General features: G+C 40.7%; 17 protein-coding genes, 1 tRNA gene and 1 pseudogene. 2 read left to right on the top strand and 17 right to left on the bottom strand.

What is annotated here, in order from left to right:
* Position 1 precedes the first annotated feature (1 nt).
* From PCY12_RS09370 to PCY12_RS09320, 11 genes and pseudogenes are all read right to left on the bottom strand, one after another.
* Complete coding sequence (locus tag PCY12_RS09370) at positions 2-730, bottom strand: segregation/condensation protein A (RefSeq protein ID WP_301352652.1); 729 nt, start codon at positions 728-730, stop codon at positions 2-4.
* Positions 730-1,464 (bottom strand): site-specific tyrosine recombinase XerD, encoded by a 735-nt coding sequence (gene xerD / locus PCY12_RS09365; protein ID WP_301352666.1) that lies wholly within the window; start codon positions 1,462-1,464, stop codon positions 730-732. Before xerD ends, PCY12_RS09370 begins: the two co-directional genes overlap by 1 nt.
* Positions 1,461-1,922: a cyclic-di-AMP-binding protein CbpB gene (cbpB, locus tag PCY12_RS09360; protein WP_004260968.1), complete on the bottom strand. Its 462-nt coding sequence runs from the start codon at positions 1,920-1,922 to the stop codon at positions 1,461-1,463. The genes xerD and cbpB overlap by 4 nt, the downstream gene beginning before the upstream one ends.
* Positions 1,919-2,440, bottom strand: a complete 522-nt coding sequence (locus PCY12_RS09355) for a metallophosphoesterase (protein WP_301352651.1) — start codon at positions 2,438-2,440, stop codon at positions 1,919-1,921. The genes cbpB and PCY12_RS09355 overlap by 4 nt, the downstream gene beginning before the upstream one ends.
* Positions 2,416-3,387 carry a nucleoside-triphosphate diphosphatase gene (locus PCY12_RS09350; protein WP_000182419.1) on the bottom strand — a complete coding sequence of 324 codons (972 nt, stop codon included), beginning with the start codon at positions 3,385-3,387 and terminating at the stop codon, positions 2,416-2,418. The genes PCY12_RS09355 and PCY12_RS09350 overlap by 25 nt, the downstream gene beginning before the upstream one ends.
* A complete protein-coding gene (racE, locus tag PCY12_RS09345) occupies positions 3,384-4,178 on the bottom strand; it encodes a glutamate racemase (RefSeq protein ID WP_301352650.1) in 795 nt (264 codons plus the stop codon). Before racE ends, PCY12_RS09350 begins: the two co-directional genes overlap by 4 nt.
* A 197-nt stretch (positions 4,179-4,375) precedes the next feature.
* Positions 4,376-4,624 (bottom strand): YneF family protein, encoded by a 249-nt coding sequence (locus PCY12_RS09340; protein ID WP_000364990.1) that lies wholly within the window; start codon positions 4,622-4,624, stop codon positions 4,376-4,378.
* 141 nt (positions 4,625-4,765) lie between these two features.
* Positions 4,766-4,921, bottom strand: a pseudogene (locus tag PCY12_RS09335) (alpha,alpha-phosphotrehalase); the annotation flags it as partial.
* A 14-nt stretch (positions 4,922-4,935) separates the two neighbouring features.
* Positions 4,936-5,739, bottom strand: coding sequence for an ATP-binding cassette domain-containing protein (locus tag PCY12_RS09330; RefSeq protein WP_173306959.1), 804 nt, complete (start codon positions 5,737-5,739; stop codon positions 4,936-4,938).
* Between the two features lie 12 nt (positions 5,740-5,751).
* Complete coding sequence (locus PCY12_RS09325; protein WP_001012085.1) at positions 5,752-6,645, bottom strand: ABC transporter permease; 894 nt, start codon at positions 6,643-6,645, stop codon at positions 5,752-5,754.
* Positions 6,646-6,656: 11 nt separating this feature from the next.
* Entirely contained in the window at positions 6,657-7,634 is a 978-nt protein-coding gene (locus PCY12_RS09320; protein WP_301352649.1) for an ABC transporter substrate-binding protein, read from the bottom strand.
* 33 nt (positions 7,635-7,667) lie between these two features.
* Here PCY12_RS09320 and PCY12_RS09315 point away from each other — a divergent pair, with 33 nt between their 5' ends.
* Positions 7,668-7,841 carry a hypothetical protein gene (locus PCY12_RS09315; RefSeq protein WP_301352647.1) on the top strand — a complete coding sequence of 58 codons (174 nt, stop codon included), beginning with the start codon at positions 7,668-7,670 and terminating at the stop codon, positions 7,839-7,841.
* A gap of 398 nt (positions 7,842-8,239) precedes the next feature.
* Here the strand turns inward: PCY12_RS09315 and PCY12_RS09310 are convergent, their stop codons facing one another.
* The 5 genes from PCY12_RS09310 to PCY12_RS09290 form a co-directional block, all read right to left on the bottom strand.
* Positions 8,240-9,166, bottom strand: a complete 927-nt coding sequence (locus PCY12_RS09310; protein WP_042900321.1) for an ATP-binding cassette domain-containing protein — start codon at positions 9,164-9,166, stop codon at positions 8,240-8,242.
* Between the two features lie 10 nt (positions 9,167-9,176).
* Positions 9,177-10,244, bottom strand: a complete 1,068-nt coding sequence (locus PCY12_RS09305; protein ID WP_301352645.1) for an ABC transporter ATP-binding protein — start codon at positions 10,242-10,244, stop codon at positions 9,177-9,179.
* A gap of 8 nt (positions 10,245-10,252) precedes the next feature.
* Complete coding sequence (gene oppC / locus PCY12_RS09300; protein WP_000103703.1) at positions 10,253-11,179, bottom strand: oligopeptide ABC transporter permease OppC; 927 nt, start codon at positions 11,177-11,179, stop codon at positions 10,253-10,255.
* Positions 11,179-12,675 (bottom strand): ABC transporter permease, encoded by a 1,497-nt coding sequence (locus PCY12_RS09295; protein WP_000759899.1) that lies wholly within the window; start codon positions 12,673-12,675, stop codon positions 11,179-11,181. The genes oppC and PCY12_RS09295 overlap by 1 nt, the downstream gene beginning before the upstream one ends.
* Positions 12,676-12,741: 66 nt before the next feature.
* Entirely contained in the window at positions 12,742-14,730 is a 1,989-nt protein-coding gene (locus PCY12_RS09290) for a peptide ABC transporter substrate-binding protein (RefSeq protein WP_301352643.1), read from the bottom strand.
* Positions 14,731-14,888: 158 nt separating this feature from the next.
* On the opposite strand from PCY12_RS09290, the gene PCY12_RS09285 reads away from it, so the two are divergent.
* A tRNA-Cys gene (locus PCY12_RS09285) sits at positions 14,889-14,959 on the top strand.
* A gap of 186 nt (positions 14,960-15,145) precedes the next feature.
* Here PCY12_RS09285 and PCY12_RS09280 read toward each other — a convergent pair.
* Positions 15,146-16,477 carry a hemolysin family protein gene (locus PCY12_RS09280; RefSeq protein WP_301352642.1) on the bottom strand — a complete coding sequence of 444 codons (1,332 nt, stop codon included), beginning with the start codon at positions 16,475-16,477 and terminating at the stop codon, positions 15,146-15,148.
* Positions 16,478-16,610 lie beyond the last annotated feature (133 nt).

The raw sequence follows: 16,610 nt of genomic DNA, 5'->3' as shown, positions 1-16,610 counted from the left end.
TCTAGCTTTGGGCCGCTTGACTTTCTTCCTTCTTTTCCATGAGATAAATATCTCCGAAACTTTCCTCTTGCACAAGAATCAGCTCCTGGGTTTTGATTAACTCTAGGGTTGCCAAAAAGAGGGTGATGACCTCTTGGAGATTCTGGGTTTCCTTAAACAAATCCTGCAAGCGCAATTGATCTCGTCCAGCCAAGGACTCTTTCACGATAACCATCATGTCCTCAATCTTATACTCGTCCCGCAAGATAGTCGTGTGATTCTGTGCAAACTCCTCTTTTTTCTTGGCTAGGATATTTGAAAAAGCCAAAAAGAGGTCAATGGTCGTCTTGTCATGCACAAGCTCCGCATCTTCGTAAATCAACTCTGTCGGTGCTTTAGAATAATACTGAGCCCGATCTTGGTGCTTGGCTTCCAAGTGCTCACCCAAGAGCTTAAACTTACGGTATTCTTCAATTTGAGAGAGAAGATCCTGCTCTAGGTCATCCTCCAAGTCTGTCACTTCTGCTACCTTTGGAAGTAGTTTGCGACTCTTGATCAGCATGAGCTGGCTAGCCATGACCATGTACTCGCCCGTCACTTCCAGACGCATGGCCTGCAGGGTTGAGACATAAGCTAGATACTGTTCGATGACTTCCGTAATGGGCACATCGTAGATATCCATCTGGTACTTAGAAACCAGGTGCAAGAGCAAGTCTAGGGGCCCTTCAAAATCTTTTAATTTAATATCCATTATCTATATTTTTCTAAGGTCAGGACTGTTTTTAATCCTAGTTTTTTTGCAATTTCGTACAAATCGACCTGCTTTTCAATTTGTCTTAGAATAAACTGTTCCCGCAAGGCTTGGGCTGATAAGGCCGAAAAACCTTTCTCCTTGACAAAGGATTCTAGCTGACGAAAGGCCCACTGACGAGAATAGGCTTTCCCTCCCCTTTCAAAAAGATAGGTCTGCCCCATCAAGGGTTCCAACTCTGAAAGCAAGGTTGTAGGAATGGTGACAATCCTCTGTTGGGAAGCCTTCTTGATTCGCAACACTTGAAAGTCCAGATTGATATCCTCAACCTTGAGAGCTAAAATCTCACTCGGCAAGAGCCCCATTTCTAAGATAAGAAGAGCTAGTAAACGCCCCTCTGGATAATTACTTTCCTGCCAAAAAGAGTCTAGGTTTAACAGTTCTGGTTTTGAGGTCTTCTTTTCAGCTTGTTTGGCTAATTCCAAACGATAAAAGCTATCCACTTCTCCTTTTTGATAGAGGAAGTAGAGAAATTGATTACAGGCCGAAATCTTTCGCTTCTGGGCGCTAATTTTTAGATTGGCTAGTTGGACTTGGTAAATCTTGAGACTGGTCTCAGAAATCCGCTCGCCCACAATGTCTAAAAATTGCTCCAAATCATACTTATAGGACTGCTTGGAATTGACAGACAAGCCCTGCTTTTCTTCTAAAAAGGCTGAAATCCCATCTCTCATTTGCATCGAATCTCATATTCCTTACTAAAATCATGCAAGAGGGCATTGACTGCCTTGAGGATAGACTTGCGCGTGATAATCCCTTGGAAAATACCAGACGCATCCACAACCGGCAAGAAGGACTCATCCACTAATTTGTGCAAGACCTCTGTAATGGTAAAATCAGGCGAAACAACCGCTACGTCCGTTCTCGTCATATGAACGATATCCGTATCTGCCATGATCTCTTGACTCAAGTCATGCTCCATCTGATAAGCCATAATATCTCTGAGCCCAATCGTCCCAACAAACTGTTTTTCATCTGTTACAACAGGAACACGGGTATAGGTCATCTGACTGAGCAAGAGGGTCGCGTGATCTGCATTATGGGTATCAATCAACACGGCCAGATTTTCAGCAGGGGTCAAAAAAGTTTCCTCCTGCCCCAACAAGAAAGTTTCAAACTCCTTGGCAATCATCGGCTAAACTCCTTGGACAAGCCTGGATACACCTCATGGTCTCGTGTCAAAAAGTCCACTTTGAAATAACTGTCATCAATCTCCACACGAGCATAGAGACATTCTCTGATGGTCCCACGTGGTTGACTGATAGAACCTGGATTTAGAAAAAGAGTCTTTCCTTCCATCCAAGCATTTGGCACATGCAAGTGACCATAAAGGCAGATATCGGCCTCTTCTTCCTGAGCCCAGTAGTCCAACTTTTGAAAGTGGAAATTGATGTCAAACAGGTGACCATGGGTTTGGATAATCTTGGTCGAACCAAGCTCGGTCACCAAACGTTCTGGGTAGCCGGCGTAGAAGTCCATGTTCCCTTTAACTACACGGATGCCCTCCCAAAGTGGAGAATCAGGACGCAGTTCAGAATCGCCGTTATGAAAAACGGCGTCAACTTTGCCCACATAGCGATCACGCATTTCTTCCACAATCAAGCTATCGCCATGTGAATCGCTCATTACAATGATGGTTTGCTTTGCCATGATGGAAATACCTCCAAAAGTTTCTTAACGGCTAAGGCACGGTGAGATTGACTATTTTTTTCTTCAAGGGTTAATTCAGCTGAGGACTTACCTGTCTCTCCTACAAGGAAGAGAGGGTCATAGCCGAAGCCATTTTCACCCTTAGGTTCAAAGTTAATGTAGCCTGGCCAGTCTGCTTCAACAACCAAGCTTTCCTTGTTTGGACTGGCTACGACTAGGGTTGTATGGAATTGAGCCGAGCGGTCCTTGAGTTCAAAGACCATGGCCAATTCGTGCAAGAGTTTGGCATTGTTTTCACGGTCAGTAGCTCCCACTCCTGCGAAACGAGCTGACCAGACACCTGGCAAGCCACCAAGGACATCAACTTTAAGTCCAGAATCATCTGCCAGAACCATCTTGCCCGTTAATTGAGAAATGGTTTCTGCCTTGAGGCGGGCATTTTCTTCAAAGGTCATGCCCGTTTCTGCTACTTCAGGCAGGTCAGGATAGTCATTAAGATTTTCCACATCGTAGCCTAACTTATCAAAGATAGCTCGGAACTCTTTGGTCTTGCCTTCGTTTCGAGTCGCAATCAATAAGGTTTCTCTGACCTTGCTTGTCTCAAAGAAATCATGAACATTGACCCCTTCTTTAGGCAATGCTACATGCAGGAGTTGCCCATTTTCAATCAAGAGAAAAGCTCCCTGACGTTGGATGACTTCCAGATTTCGTCCCATTTCTTGGTTGAGGATATCTACCACAAAAGACAATAAACGGTAGAGAGAACCATAGCGTAAAACAATCACAGAAATAGGAAAACCTTGTTCCTCATCTCGAAATCTTTGGGCAAACTCAAATAGAGGAAAATCCAAGTCTTCATCAGTCAATGTCCGGACACCACCAAAAATACTATATGAGCCGACATACCAGTCCTGGTCATCCTTATATTCATAAATTTTATTTGTCATAATTCTACATGCTCCACATAAATCTCTTTTTCCAACCATTCTTCACCAATTTGTGCAAAACTTTGGCTGCTGGCTGTTGTGTAAAAACGGTGATGAAGTGGTCCAGCATCGCGACCACGATTGATTTCAAAATAATTGAGTAAGACTGAAATGTCCCGTACACACTCTGCCCCACTATCGATAAGTTGAACCTTGGGCCCCATGACATTTTGAATAATAGGTCTGAGGAGTGGATAATGGGTACAACCCAAAATCAGGCTATCCACCTTTCCTACCAAGGGACGCAAGGTTTCATAAACTACTTTCTTGGTGACACTGGTTGACAGGGCACCCGACTCCACCAAGGGGGCAAACTTGGGACAGGCCAAACTCTCCACCTGTAAGTCCGGAGCCAGATCATGAATTTTCTGACGATAGATATCTGATTGTACCGTCATGGGCGTTCCAATGACTCCGATTTTCCCACCTTGGCTGGACTTGATAGCTGCCGAAGCTCCTGGCAAAATCACACCTAGGACGGGAATGTCTAGTTGAGCCTTGATTTCTTCCCAGACGACCGCAGTCGCAGTATTACAAGCAATGACAATCATTTTGACATCCTTGGTCAAGAGAAAGTTGACCAACTGCCAAGTATATTCACGAATTTGCTCAGCAGGACGGGGACCATAGGGTGCCCGCGCCGAATCTCCAATATAGACGATTTCTTCATGGGGAAGCTGGCGCATGAGCTCGCGCACAACGGTCAAGCCCCCGACACCCGAATCCAAAAAACCAATTGGTCGATTATCCATACAGTCTTCTTTCTAGTCTTTTTTCTGATTGATAGTTCATTATGATTATTGATCCTTATGAACTGAAGGACATCCTAATCAACAACTCTCTCCTAATCATAATCAAATATCAATAGAATGCAAGGAAAAAGTCCCATCCCTAAACCATAGGCAACATAGTGAGAAGTCTGGAACTTTCATCCCAGACTTTTCCTTATTTATTTTTTCTTTTTATTGTTAGCAAGGGCTGCCTTTTGTTGGCGGATGATTTGGTGGTAAACTTGTTGTACCTTAGCTTCGCTTGGTTTTTGACCATTTGCACTCAAAAGAGTACGAACTGCTTCAGCATTCAAACGTGGGTTGTCAGCGAATTCTTTTTCAATTTGCTTACGAACCAAGTACATTCCTCCAAGAGCTCCTCCTAGAAAAGCTAGCACAATCAATACAATTGCTAAAAGTAAATCCATCATTTTTCTCCTGTTTCTTTTTGAGTCTCTTTCATTATACCACAAACTAGCCACCCTGACTAGTTTGTTTTACGCTTTCAGGGAGGGAATAGACAGCAAAAAGAACCCTGATTTTATGCAAAAGAGGGCTCCTTACTGAGTTTAGTTTACATAGATAGCCAGTGTTTGATACGGTTTGAGTAGAATTTTTTCAGACACTTCTGCATCTTCATAGTTTGAAAGTAAAATCTGTCCATTTTGGTAGGCTACTCGTAAGTCTGTTTCCACTTCTGTGACATAAAAATTATTGAGCCACATCTCAGCCTTTTTCTTTATCCCAAAACCAATTCATCACTGACTAGACTTTGGCCACTATTTTTCTGGAAGAGATGCATAAGGTCTTCAACCGTCAGATGCTTTTTCTCCTCTCCCTTGACATCCACCACTATCTTGCCTTGATAGAGCATAATGAGACGATTTCCGTATTCAATCGCATGGTTCATATCGTGGGTAATCATCAAAGTAGTCAACCGATGGTGTTCCACAATCTTTTGCGTTAAGTCCATCACCATTTGACTGGTTTTTGGATCAAGTGCCGCAGTATGTTCATCCAAAAGCAAAAGTTTGGGTTTCACCAGAGCTGCCATGACTAGGGTCAAGGCCTGTCTTTGTCCTCCTGAGAGGTATTGAGTATCCACTTTCAAGCGGTTTTCAAGACCAATATTCAACTCCTTCAAGGCCTCTTGGAACTGGATTCTATCCTTCTCCTTCACGCCCCAACCAAGCCCTCTCTTCTGCCCGCGTCTCAAAGCAATAGCCATATTCTCCTCAATCGTCAAACGAGAAGCTGTTCCCATCTTAGGATCTTGAAAAACACGGGCGATATCCTTGGCTCTCTTTCTTACACTCAGATTTTTAATGGATTTGCCTGCCAATAAAAGATCCCCTTCATCCACCGATAGATTGCCTGCCAAGATATTCATCAAAGTGGATTTCCCTGCTCCATTTCCACCAATTACAGAGATAAAATCTCCCTCTTCAACCTCTAAATCTAATCCTTTGAGGACATGGTTCTCGTTGACCGTCCCTGCTTCAAATGTTTTGTGAATATTTTCAAGTGTTAACAAACTTGCCATAACTTTCTCCTCCTATTCATTTCTCAGTTTCAAACCACGAATCTTTAATCTCTTTTGCAATTCTGGTGCAAATAAAACTAAGGCGAGTAAGATTGCATTAAAGAGACGAACCAGGTTTTGATCTAGATTTGGAATTTCATAGATATTTAAAATAATCAAACGATAAACAATAGCACCAATTCCGATGGATAATAAGCGGCCTCCAATGGTCAAGTCATGTATCAAGACTTCCGCAATAATCACTGCACTCAAACCAACAACAATGGTTCCTGTCCCAGAAGTCACATCTGAAAATCCATCATTTTGGGCAAACAAGGAACCACATAAGGCAATCAAACCGTTTGAAATCATGTAACCAACAATCTTCATGGTGTCTACATTGACTCCATTAGCCTCACTCATCGGAATATTGTCTCCAGTCGAACGCAAGACCAAGCCAATCTCTGTTTTCATCAAAAGAGTCAAGACCAAACAAACAAGTAAGAGACAGGCTAAACTGAATGAGAAAACAGCTTCTTCATTTGTCAATCCCAAGCTAGCCAACTGTTTAAAGACAGTCGAAGAATCTCCCAAGGAAAGATTGGGCACGCTTCCCATGATTTTAATATTGATTGAATAAAGCCCTGTCAAGGTCACAATCCCTGTCAAGAGAGCTGGAATTTTCATCTTGGTGTGAAGCATTCCTGATACTAGACCTGCTACCATACCTGCCAGCAAAGCAAGTAAAGTCGCAATCCAAGGATTTGTCCCTGCCTGTATCTGAGATACGACGACAGCCGCCCCCAGTGGAAAGGCTCCTTCAGCAGTCATATCCGCAATATCCAAAATACGGAAAGTCAAGTAGACCCCAATAGCCATAATCGACCATAGCAAACCTTCTGATAAACTAGATAATACAAAATTCATCTCAAACCTCCTTATTCCTTGCCTTCTAACTTACTAATATCAATTCCTAGTGCATCTGCCATTTCTTGATTTGTATGCAATTCCAGCTTTTCAGGCAACTCAACTGCTATATTTTCTGGCTTCTCACCTTTTAAGACACGAACCAGCATGCGAGCTGTCTGCCGTCCCAGTTCTTCATAATTGGTTCCGTAGTTATACAAGCCACCAACCGCAATCATTTCTGTTGAACCACCGAATACTGGAACCTTATGTTTAATAGAAACCTGCTTGACTGTTTCCATGGTTGACGAAACGATATTATCCGTTGGGACAAAAACCATATCCACCTCTGCCATCAAACTCTCTGCTGCAGCCTTGACGTTGTTACTGTCCAAGATTGTTTTTTCAACAACGGTAAAGCCTTTTTCTTCCAGAAGGCGCTTAGCTTCATCCTTTTGGACAACTGAGTTTGGCTCGCTCTGAGTATAGAGGATTCCAATCGTTTTAGCTTTTGGCAACACTTTCTTTATCAAATTGATTTGAGTTGAAATGGCATCTGATGACTGGTCACTTGTCCCAGTCACATTGCCCCCAGGGTGTTCTCTTGACTCAACCAACTTGGCACTGACAGGATCTGTTACAGCTGAAAAGATAACAGGTGTCGTTTGCGTCGTATTGGCCAAGCTCTGGGCAGAAGGTGTTGCGATGGCTAGAACGACATCACTAGATTCTGCTAGTTGCTGGGAAATCGTTTTAAGATTTCGTTGTTCTCCCTGTGCATTTTGCAAATCAATCTCGATATTTTTCCCTTCAATATAGCCTTGCTTGGCCAACTCATCCACAAAACCTTCTCTAGTAGCGTCCAAAGATTGATGAGTAATAAACTGCGAAATACCGATACGAAAAACATCTTTTTTCTTATCTGCCTTCAACTGATGCAAACTAATCAGAGAGGTCAAGAGGATCCCTACAACCAAGAGGGGTGCTAGCAATTTTCGAACAACTTTCATAATGAAACTCCTTCTCAGAAAAGATAATACTCAATGAAAATCAGAGAGCAAACTAGGAAACTAGCCGCAGGTTGCTCAAAACAGTGTTTTGAGGTTGTGGATAGAACTGACGAAGTCAGTAACCATACCTACGGCAAGGCGACGTTGACGTGGTTTGAAGAGATTTTCGAAGAGTATAAAACAAAAAACCGCCTAGATAATACCTAAACGGATGCTTGAAATAATCTAACAAGTTACAACTTAGCTAGTCCATTTAGATATTCATCTATATGGACTACAATCAAAAATCTTAGCCACATAGATACAAACAAATTGCTTGAACTGTTTGCATCCATGGTGACATGTCTACAAACACTATCTAAAGTAGCTAAAGTAAAAGTTTTGATTCATCGTTACAGCTTGTCTTTTATTCATTTCTTTTTCTGCTTTCTTTTTTGATGTTTCCTATCTTACCACCTTTTTTATCAGCTGTCAAGAATATTTCAGAATTTTTTAAAATTTTTCGAAAATTCTTTCAAGCCGCTTTCAAAGTTTTTTCAAATCAGTCCAACAAAAAAAGGTTTATAATTTCCATAAAAGTTGACATGGAAATTATAAAACCATTATTAGTTTAACCCTTGTTGGTAACGTGCCAATTCGGCTTGGTTAGCCCAAACATAGTGACCTGGACGGATTTCTACCATAGACGGCTTATCAGTCTCATAGTCGTGTTGACTTGGGTCGTAAACCTTCAAGACCTTCTTGCGTTCCAAGATTGGATCTGGGATTGGTACCGCTGAAAGCAAGGCTTGAGTATATGGGTGAATTGGATTGTTAAACAATTCTTCTGTTTCTGCAACCTCTACAATAACACCCTTGTAAATAACTGCGATACGATCTGAAATAAAACGAACGACAGACAAGTCATGGGCGATAAAGAGATAGGTCAAACCAAGTTCTTTTTGGAATTTTTTGAGCAAGTTCAAGACTTGGGCACGAACAGAAACGTCCAAGGCTGAAATGGGCTCATCCGCAATAACAAAGTCTGGTTGCATAACCAAGGCACGGGCAATACCGATACGTTGACGTTGACCACCTGAAAATTCATGAGGGTAACGAGTCAAATGCTCAGCAAGAAGCCCCACTTCACGGATAATATTTTTAACTTTCTCTTTACGTTCTTCTTCATCCTTAAACAAATGGTGATTGTAAAGACCTTCAGAAATAATATAATCAACAGTCGCACGTTCATTCAAACTTGCCGCAGGGTCTTGGAAAATCATCTGGATACGACGAATCAATTCCGCAGCTTGTTCACGCGATTTCTTACCATTAATCTTTTGACCCTCAAAAATGATATCTCCATTACTTGTATCATTGAGACCGATGATAGCACGACCAATAGTTGTTTTCCCACTACCTGACTCACCTACAAGCGAGAAGGTTTCTCCCTTGTTGATAAAGAAGTTAGCATTTTTAACCGCAACAAACTTCTTACTTCCTTCACCGAAGGAAATTTCTAAATCTTTGATTTCTACTAATTTTTCAGACATTTCCTTCCTCCTAGTCTTCCAGATGGGCAAATCCCATTTTTTCACGAATCTTATCATGGAGATTTGCAATCACAGCTGGTTTTTCTACTTTTGGAGCATCCTCATGAAGAAGCCAAGTTTTAGCCCAATGTGTCTCTGATACTGAGAATTGAGGAGCTTTTTGTTCGAAGTCAATCTTCATTGCATAGTCAGAACGCAAGGCAAAGGCATCCCCTTTCAGATCAGTATAAAGTGACGGAGGTGTTCCTGGGATTGAGTAAAGATCCCCTTTATCATCAGCAAGCTGAGGTAAGCTAGACAAGAGACTCCATGTATATGGATGGCGAGGGTCATAGAAGACTTCCTCAACCGTTCCATATTCAACGATTTCTCCTGCATACATAACCGCTACCTTATCCGCAATACTTGCTACCACACCAAGGTCGTGGGTGATAAAGATTGTTGTGAAATGATACTCGTTTTGTAAAGATTTCAGCAAATCAATAATCTGTGCTTGGATAGTCACATCCAAGGCAGTCGTTGGCTCATCACAGATCAAGACATCAGGTCGGCAGGCAAGGGCAATGGCAATAACGATACGTTGACGCATTCCTCCAGAATATTGGAATGGGTATTCATCAAAACGTCTATCTGCGTCTGGAATCCCAACCTTATTCATGTAGTCAATGGCCAATTCTTTTGCTTCTTTAGCTGTTTTTCCTTGGTGTTTTACAATAACTTCTGTAATCTGACTACCAATTGTTTTAATTGGGTCCAAACTAGTCATTGGGTCCTGGAAGATCGTCGCAATCTTAGCACCACGAATTTGTTCCCAATCTTTATGAGAAGACAAGGCTGTCAAGTCCTGACCACGGTAGTCAATACTTCCTTGGGCAATGCGACCATTTTCTTCGAGCATACCTGTGAAGGTCTTTGTCAAAACAGATTTCCCTGATCCTGACTCACCTACCAAAGCCAATACTTCTCCTTCAACTAGCTCAAGGGAAACGCCGCGAATGGCTGTCAATACTTTGTCACGAACGTCAAATTCCACGACAATATCGCGAGCAGTCAAAATTACATTTTTTTCTTTTGTCATTTCTACTCCTATCTATGTGTACGTGGATCACTAGCATCCGCTAAGTTTTGACCAACTACGAAAAGGGACAAGGATACCAAGACAAGAGTTGTCAATGGAATCCAGAACAAGTAAGCATTGGTTGTTACGTTTTGTGAATAATCCGAAATCAAACGACCCAAACTTGGCACTGTAATTGGTAATCCAAGACCGAAGAAAGACAAGAAGGCTTCGTATGAGATAAAGCTTGGAAGCATTTGAGTCATGGTTGTCACAATAACAGATACCAATTGTGGCATAATGTTTTTGGCAACAATCTTCAAGGTTGGTGTTCCCAAAGTACGTGACGCCAAGTTGTATTCCAAATCACGATAACGCAAGATTTGCACACGGATCATGAAGGCAATTCCAATCCATGTTGTTACACTCATGGCAAAAATCAAATTCCAGAATCCAGCTCCGATTGAGTAAGTCAAGACAATGACAATCAAAAGAGATGGGATGTTTGAGATGACATTATAAACTTCCATCATCACGCGGTCAACTGATTTTGAAATTCCCCAAATACCACCGACAAAAACACCGATAACCAAGTTAATCACTGTCGCAATCACAGAAATGAGGATAGAGTTACGAGCTCCGAACCAGACACCGTCAAAGAGCGATTTACCGTTACTGTCTGTACCGAACCAATGCTCAGCATTTGGCTTGATATAACGAGCACTAAAGTCGTTTACCTTGCTGACATCATTGAAATCAAACTTAGAAAACATTGGGTAGATGAAACTCATCAAAATGATAGCTACCAAGATTCCCAACATAACTACAGTTGATTTTTTCTTCATAAATTGTCTAAACACTGACTTCCAGTAAGAATATGCTGGCGCATCAATAGTTTCAGAGGCAAAATCGTCACGTTTTACAAACTGAAATTTTTCTTTATCGATTGTAGACATTATTTGCCTCCTTTCTCAGTCAATTTAATACGTGGGTCAATAATCGTCATCCAAATATCTCCCAAAAGAAGTGAGAAGATAGAAATACATGTAAAGATGAAGACAAGACCTACGACCATAGAGTTATTAGATGCTTTTACAGAGTCAATCAACATTTTACCCATACCTGGGAAGGCGAAGACTGTTTCAGTAAGGGTTGCACCACCGATAACCCCGATAACAGCACCAGGAATTCCTGAAACCAGCGGAACCATGGCATTTTTAAAGATGTGTTTGTTTGAAATTTCTTTTTCAGACAAACCTTTTGCACGAGCGAAACGAACAAAGTCTTGAGATTGCAAGTCAATCATGTAACGACGAATCCAAATGGCTGTACCAGGAGCACCCAACAAACCAAGGATGACTGCTGGTAAAACATAAGAACGCCAATCTCCAGCCCCTAAGATAGGGAATGAATCTGGTAAACCAATTGAGGAACCAATCAATCGAACAATATAAACAAGGGCGATTGTTGGAAGTGCCATCAAGAAGGTCAAAGCCCCTGTTGAGAAGCTATCGATCCAAGTGTTCTTGAAACGAGCCATGGCTGAACCAAGTGGCACGGCAATCGCATAAGAAATCACCAAACCAATCAAACCAGCAATAGCAGAGCTGACAATCATAGATGGATATTGGTAATTACTTTCAGTCGCTGTATAAGGATCATCTTTCCCATAGCTAGCTACTTCACGAGAATCAGCCTGGCTAGGTGACTTGTAGGTTCTTGAGTAAATATTTACAGAAGACGTTTTCTTACCTGTTGGGAACTGAACTTGGGCAGTTTTGGTTTGTCCTTGACCTTGAGTAATAACCTGAAGAACTGGTGTATTAGCATAGGTTGGATAAGAGTCACCTAAATTGATATTCACAAAATTTTGATGCACAAATGGGAACTGACTGTTGAAGTACAAGAGATATTTATGTTTAGTACCCGAACCGACCAATGACCATCCGATAGCTGGATCATTTTCGAAACGAAGGTAGCGTTTCAAGTCTGGATTTTCAGGGTCTTGAATTTTATTTGTATGGTCAATGTCAATCAAGTTAGCATAGAAGTGAAAAACACGTTCAAAAATTGGAATTTCACGAGTAGCATAAAATTGACCACTTTCAGTAAATTCTCCCAAAGTCCAACCATGACCTAATTGATTGATGTACTTTTCATAAATAGCTTTATTGGTCGCATTTGCCTCTACTGTTACAGAAGAATCCATGCTACTTGCCTTTTCTTGCAACTCCTTAGTATCGTAATACTCAATGTAGCCCATACGCTCAAACACAGTATTTTCATAGTTATCACGTTTATCAGCCGTTGTCGCAATTTTATTATAGTTAGGGTCCTGCTTGAAAATCAATTTTCGAGGAACCAAGGTATAGATAATCGTGTAGGTCAAAGTCGTTACTAAGAAAATCGAAACCAATGACCGCAAAACACGCATAAAAATATATTTTTTCATATTATTTCCTTTAAAAATCCCAAAAGAACCTTCTCCTCATGGAGAGAAAGTTCTATTAGAAATTATTTACTTCACATGACTTGCCAATTCTTTTTGAGCTTTCTCATTTGATTCAGCTTTTTCTTTCAACCATTTTTCACGAGCTTTTTCATACTCTTCTTTGGTGATTGCTTTTTCACCAACTTCAGTGTACTTCAAGTATCCTGAATTTTCACCTTTAAGACCAGATTCAGAATATGATGAGCTAAATGGTAGAACTTTTGAAACATATGAAACGGCTGTTTCTTTAGGAGAAGCCATTACTGGAATTGTCAAAGCATTGTCAGTCAACCAAGCTTGTGCTACCGCGTATTTTTCATAACGTTTTTGAACATCTTGGTTTTCGCTGTTTGCATCATCAAGTAATTTTCCATAGTCAGCTAAAGCAAGTTTGCTTACTACTGATGCATCAGTGTTTTGGTCAATACCAAGGTAAAGGCGAGTGTTTCCTCCCTTGATGACAAACTGATCCAAGAAAGTAGAAGGATCTTGATAGTCAGGGTTCCATCCTAGCAAGGTGTGGATATCCCAATCTTGCTCTTTAGCTGTTGGAGCACTAAATGAAATTGGTAAAGCTTCTGCTTGAGTCATTTGTTGCAAGTCTACAACAACATTATCTGAACCCAATACTTTTTCAATTGATTGTTTCAATGATTGAACACGGTTTACAACCGCTGTTGATTCTTGGATAACCAAGGCATCCAAGTGGATTGGGAATTCAACACCTTCAGCTTGTAGGCTTGATTTTGCTTTAGCAAAGACGTCTTTAGCTTTTTCTTCATTGTAAAGTCCATTTTGAGAATCTGCTAGAGATACGTTTGACCAAGTAGAAGAATTCGTCTTAGCCAAGCTATCTTGTACCAATTCACCAAATATTTTCTTACCAACTTGAAGGTTATATGGTGCAAATGTATTACGGATGGCTACTGCAGCTCCATCAGTACCATTTGTTTGAGCTGAATAAGAACTGCGATCGACCGCAAAGTTCAAGGCTTGACGGAACTCCTTATTTAACAAAGCTTTTTGAGTAGATGTCTTTTGGGCATCACTTGTCTTAGCAGTGTGGTTATAAGTTGTACGGCCATAGTTCAAGCTGACAGTTGCAACACCAGCACCTGGTTCGTTAAAGTAAATGTTATCTTTGAAGTCAGCTGCATATTTTTCATATGTAGAACTTGTAGGGAAGATACGAGCCTTGCTATATTGACCATCAGAAAAACCTTTGGCAATTACATCTTGATCCTTACCGTCCCAGAAAGTGAACTTAACATTCTCAATTTTTACATTTTCTTTATCCCAGTAAGCGTCATTTTTAGCCATCTCGATAGATGATTTAGGAGTTACAGCCTTCAAGACAAATGGACCGTTATAAAGAATAGAGTTGGCATCTGTTGGAGAACCAAAACCTTCCCCTTTTGAAGCTAAGAATTCTTCATTAACTGGCATCAAAACACCACTAGTGGTCTTGTCATTCCAGAAAGTTTCTGGCTGGTTCAAGGTATACTCTAGTGTTTGGTCATCGAGTGCTTTTACTCCGACGGTTGAAAAATCGCTTGTTTCACCCTTGATATAGGCTTCTAATCCCTTAATAGAAGAGCTAACGATTGAAAGTCCTTTTGATTTCCCATCTACCGCATGTTTCAAACCAGTAACGAAGTCTTTAGCAGTGACAGGAGCATATTCTTCTCCTTCTGCAGTTACCCATTTAGCATCCTTACGGATTTTATAGGTATAAGTCAAACCATCTTTTGAAACTGTCCATGATTCAGCAATAGAAGGAACCAGATTACCATATTTATCATTAGCCAACAAACCATCTACAGCATTTGTTGTGATGAATGATGTTGAATCGATATTGCTGACAATATAATCCAAAGTTTCTGGATCTGTTTGATAAACATATTGGTAATCTTTTGCTAGTTTCGCATTATTTGAACTAGTGTTTGAACACGCAGCTAGAACTCCTGACGCTAATAAGGTAGCTCCTGCTACAGCAAGCACTTGACTTTTTTTCATTTCTTCACTCCTCGTAATAAAGTATAGGTCATCATCAATTATATCATAGATTTCAAGAAAAGTAAACGAATTTTCAGAATATTTAGGCTTATTGACACAAAAAATCTGAAAAAGCTATTGACTGAAAATCATTTTCAAGGTATAATAATAAACGTTAAGGCGGTATAGCCAAGTGGTAAGGCACGGCTCTGCAAAAGCTTGATCGTCGGTTCAAATCCGTCTACCGCCTTCTATAACTTGATTTATCAGGTTTCAAATGAACAGAAAGCCCAATTTGAAGGGCTTTTTTATTTTTCTTCTGATAAATACGGATAATTTTGAAAAACTTTTGGGGCAAAGTTCTTTCCATGACATAATTCCCTCATGAAATCAACTGAAAAAAGCTTCGTCACGCCTGGTGACAAAAGCCTCTAGTTTACTCTGTTTCTTCTTCTATTTCGACTTCTGTAATTTGAACTTTTACCTTGGTAACACGTCCATTTTTCACTTTATCATTGGTTAAGATAAGCTGTTTGTTTTGGCTGACCAATTCATAGCTGAGTTTCTCAGTCGTTGGAATGGTTCCAATTCCTGTCAAATAATAACCAGCGATGGTATCAACGTCATCACTTTCCAGTTCAACATCAAAGTAATTATTGAAATCATTGAGGGTCATAGTTCCTTGAACAATGTAGGTGTCCTCGCCAATCTGATGAACATCTATTGCTGCTTTGTCCGTTTCATCATCAATTTCACCAACAATTTCCTCTAAAAGGTCTTCCAAGGTCACCAAACCAGCCATACCACCGTATTCATCCAGCAAAATTGCCATTTGTCTTTGGGTATTACGCAATTCCTTTAGCAAGTCATCCACAAAAATGGTTTCAGGAACAAAAAGTGGATCTTGTAAAATTCTCTTCCAAACAATATTATCAAAACCGTCCACAAAACCAGCCTTAAGGAGACTCTTGGTGTGAATGATTCCAATTACATTGTCCTTATCCCCATCATAAACTGGTATACGGGAAAAGTTTTGTTTTAAAATACTTTGGATAATGCTTTGACTATCATCCTGAATATCCACCATAAAAGCATCTGTCCGAGGAACCATGACTTCTCTGGCCATTAATTCGTCCAGTGAAAAAATCCCCTGTAACATTTCAATTTCGTCAGCATCTAGTGTTTCTTCACTATTTGTCAACATGTACTCAATTTCATCACGGGTCATTTTTTCGTCAGCATCGTCAAAGGTCATAGGAGTCAAGCGACTCAAGAGATTGGTAGATGCAGACAAGAGCCAAACAAAGGGACTAACTAGTTTCCCCAGCCCAATGATAACTGGCGCTGTACGAATCGCCAAGGCATCCTTTAGATTAAGAGCGATTCTCTTAGGATACAATTCCCCAAAAACGATGGAAATATAGGTCAAAAATGCCAAGGATAGAAAAGTTGCCACGGCTTGTGCTGTTTCGCCATTCCCAAGCCAAGAGGCAATCACACGTCCTAGAGTAACAGCTAAACTCGCCCCTGATAAGATCGTAATCAGGGTAATCCCTACTTGAATGGTTGATAAAAAGTGGTTAGGATTTTCTAGTACCTTCAGCAGACGGATATAACGTCTATCTCCTTCTTCTGCCTTTTGTTCAACCCGCGCACGGTTAAGTGAAACCATGGCCATTTCTGTGGCTGAGAAAAAGGCATTTAATACCGTCAAGATAAACAATAAAACAAATTGTAGCAACAAATTCTGACTACTTGGGTCTTCCATAGTTCTTCTCCTAAAATAGTATCTTGTCACTTATTATATCACAAAAATTAGCTCAGTACATATTATTTTTTCTCAGTGTCTATTCTAGTTCTACTTAAATTGTCCAAAAAAGAACTCCTACATTCACAAGTGA

Origin of the sequence: Streptococcus sp. SPS1 (genome assembly GCF_030439915.1) — a bacterium.
Lineage (GTDB): Bacteria > Bacillota > Bacilli > Lactobacillales > Streptococcaceae > Streptococcus.
Note: the sequence above shows the minus strand (reverse complement) of the source record. Positions and strands in the feature narration are given on the sequence as shown.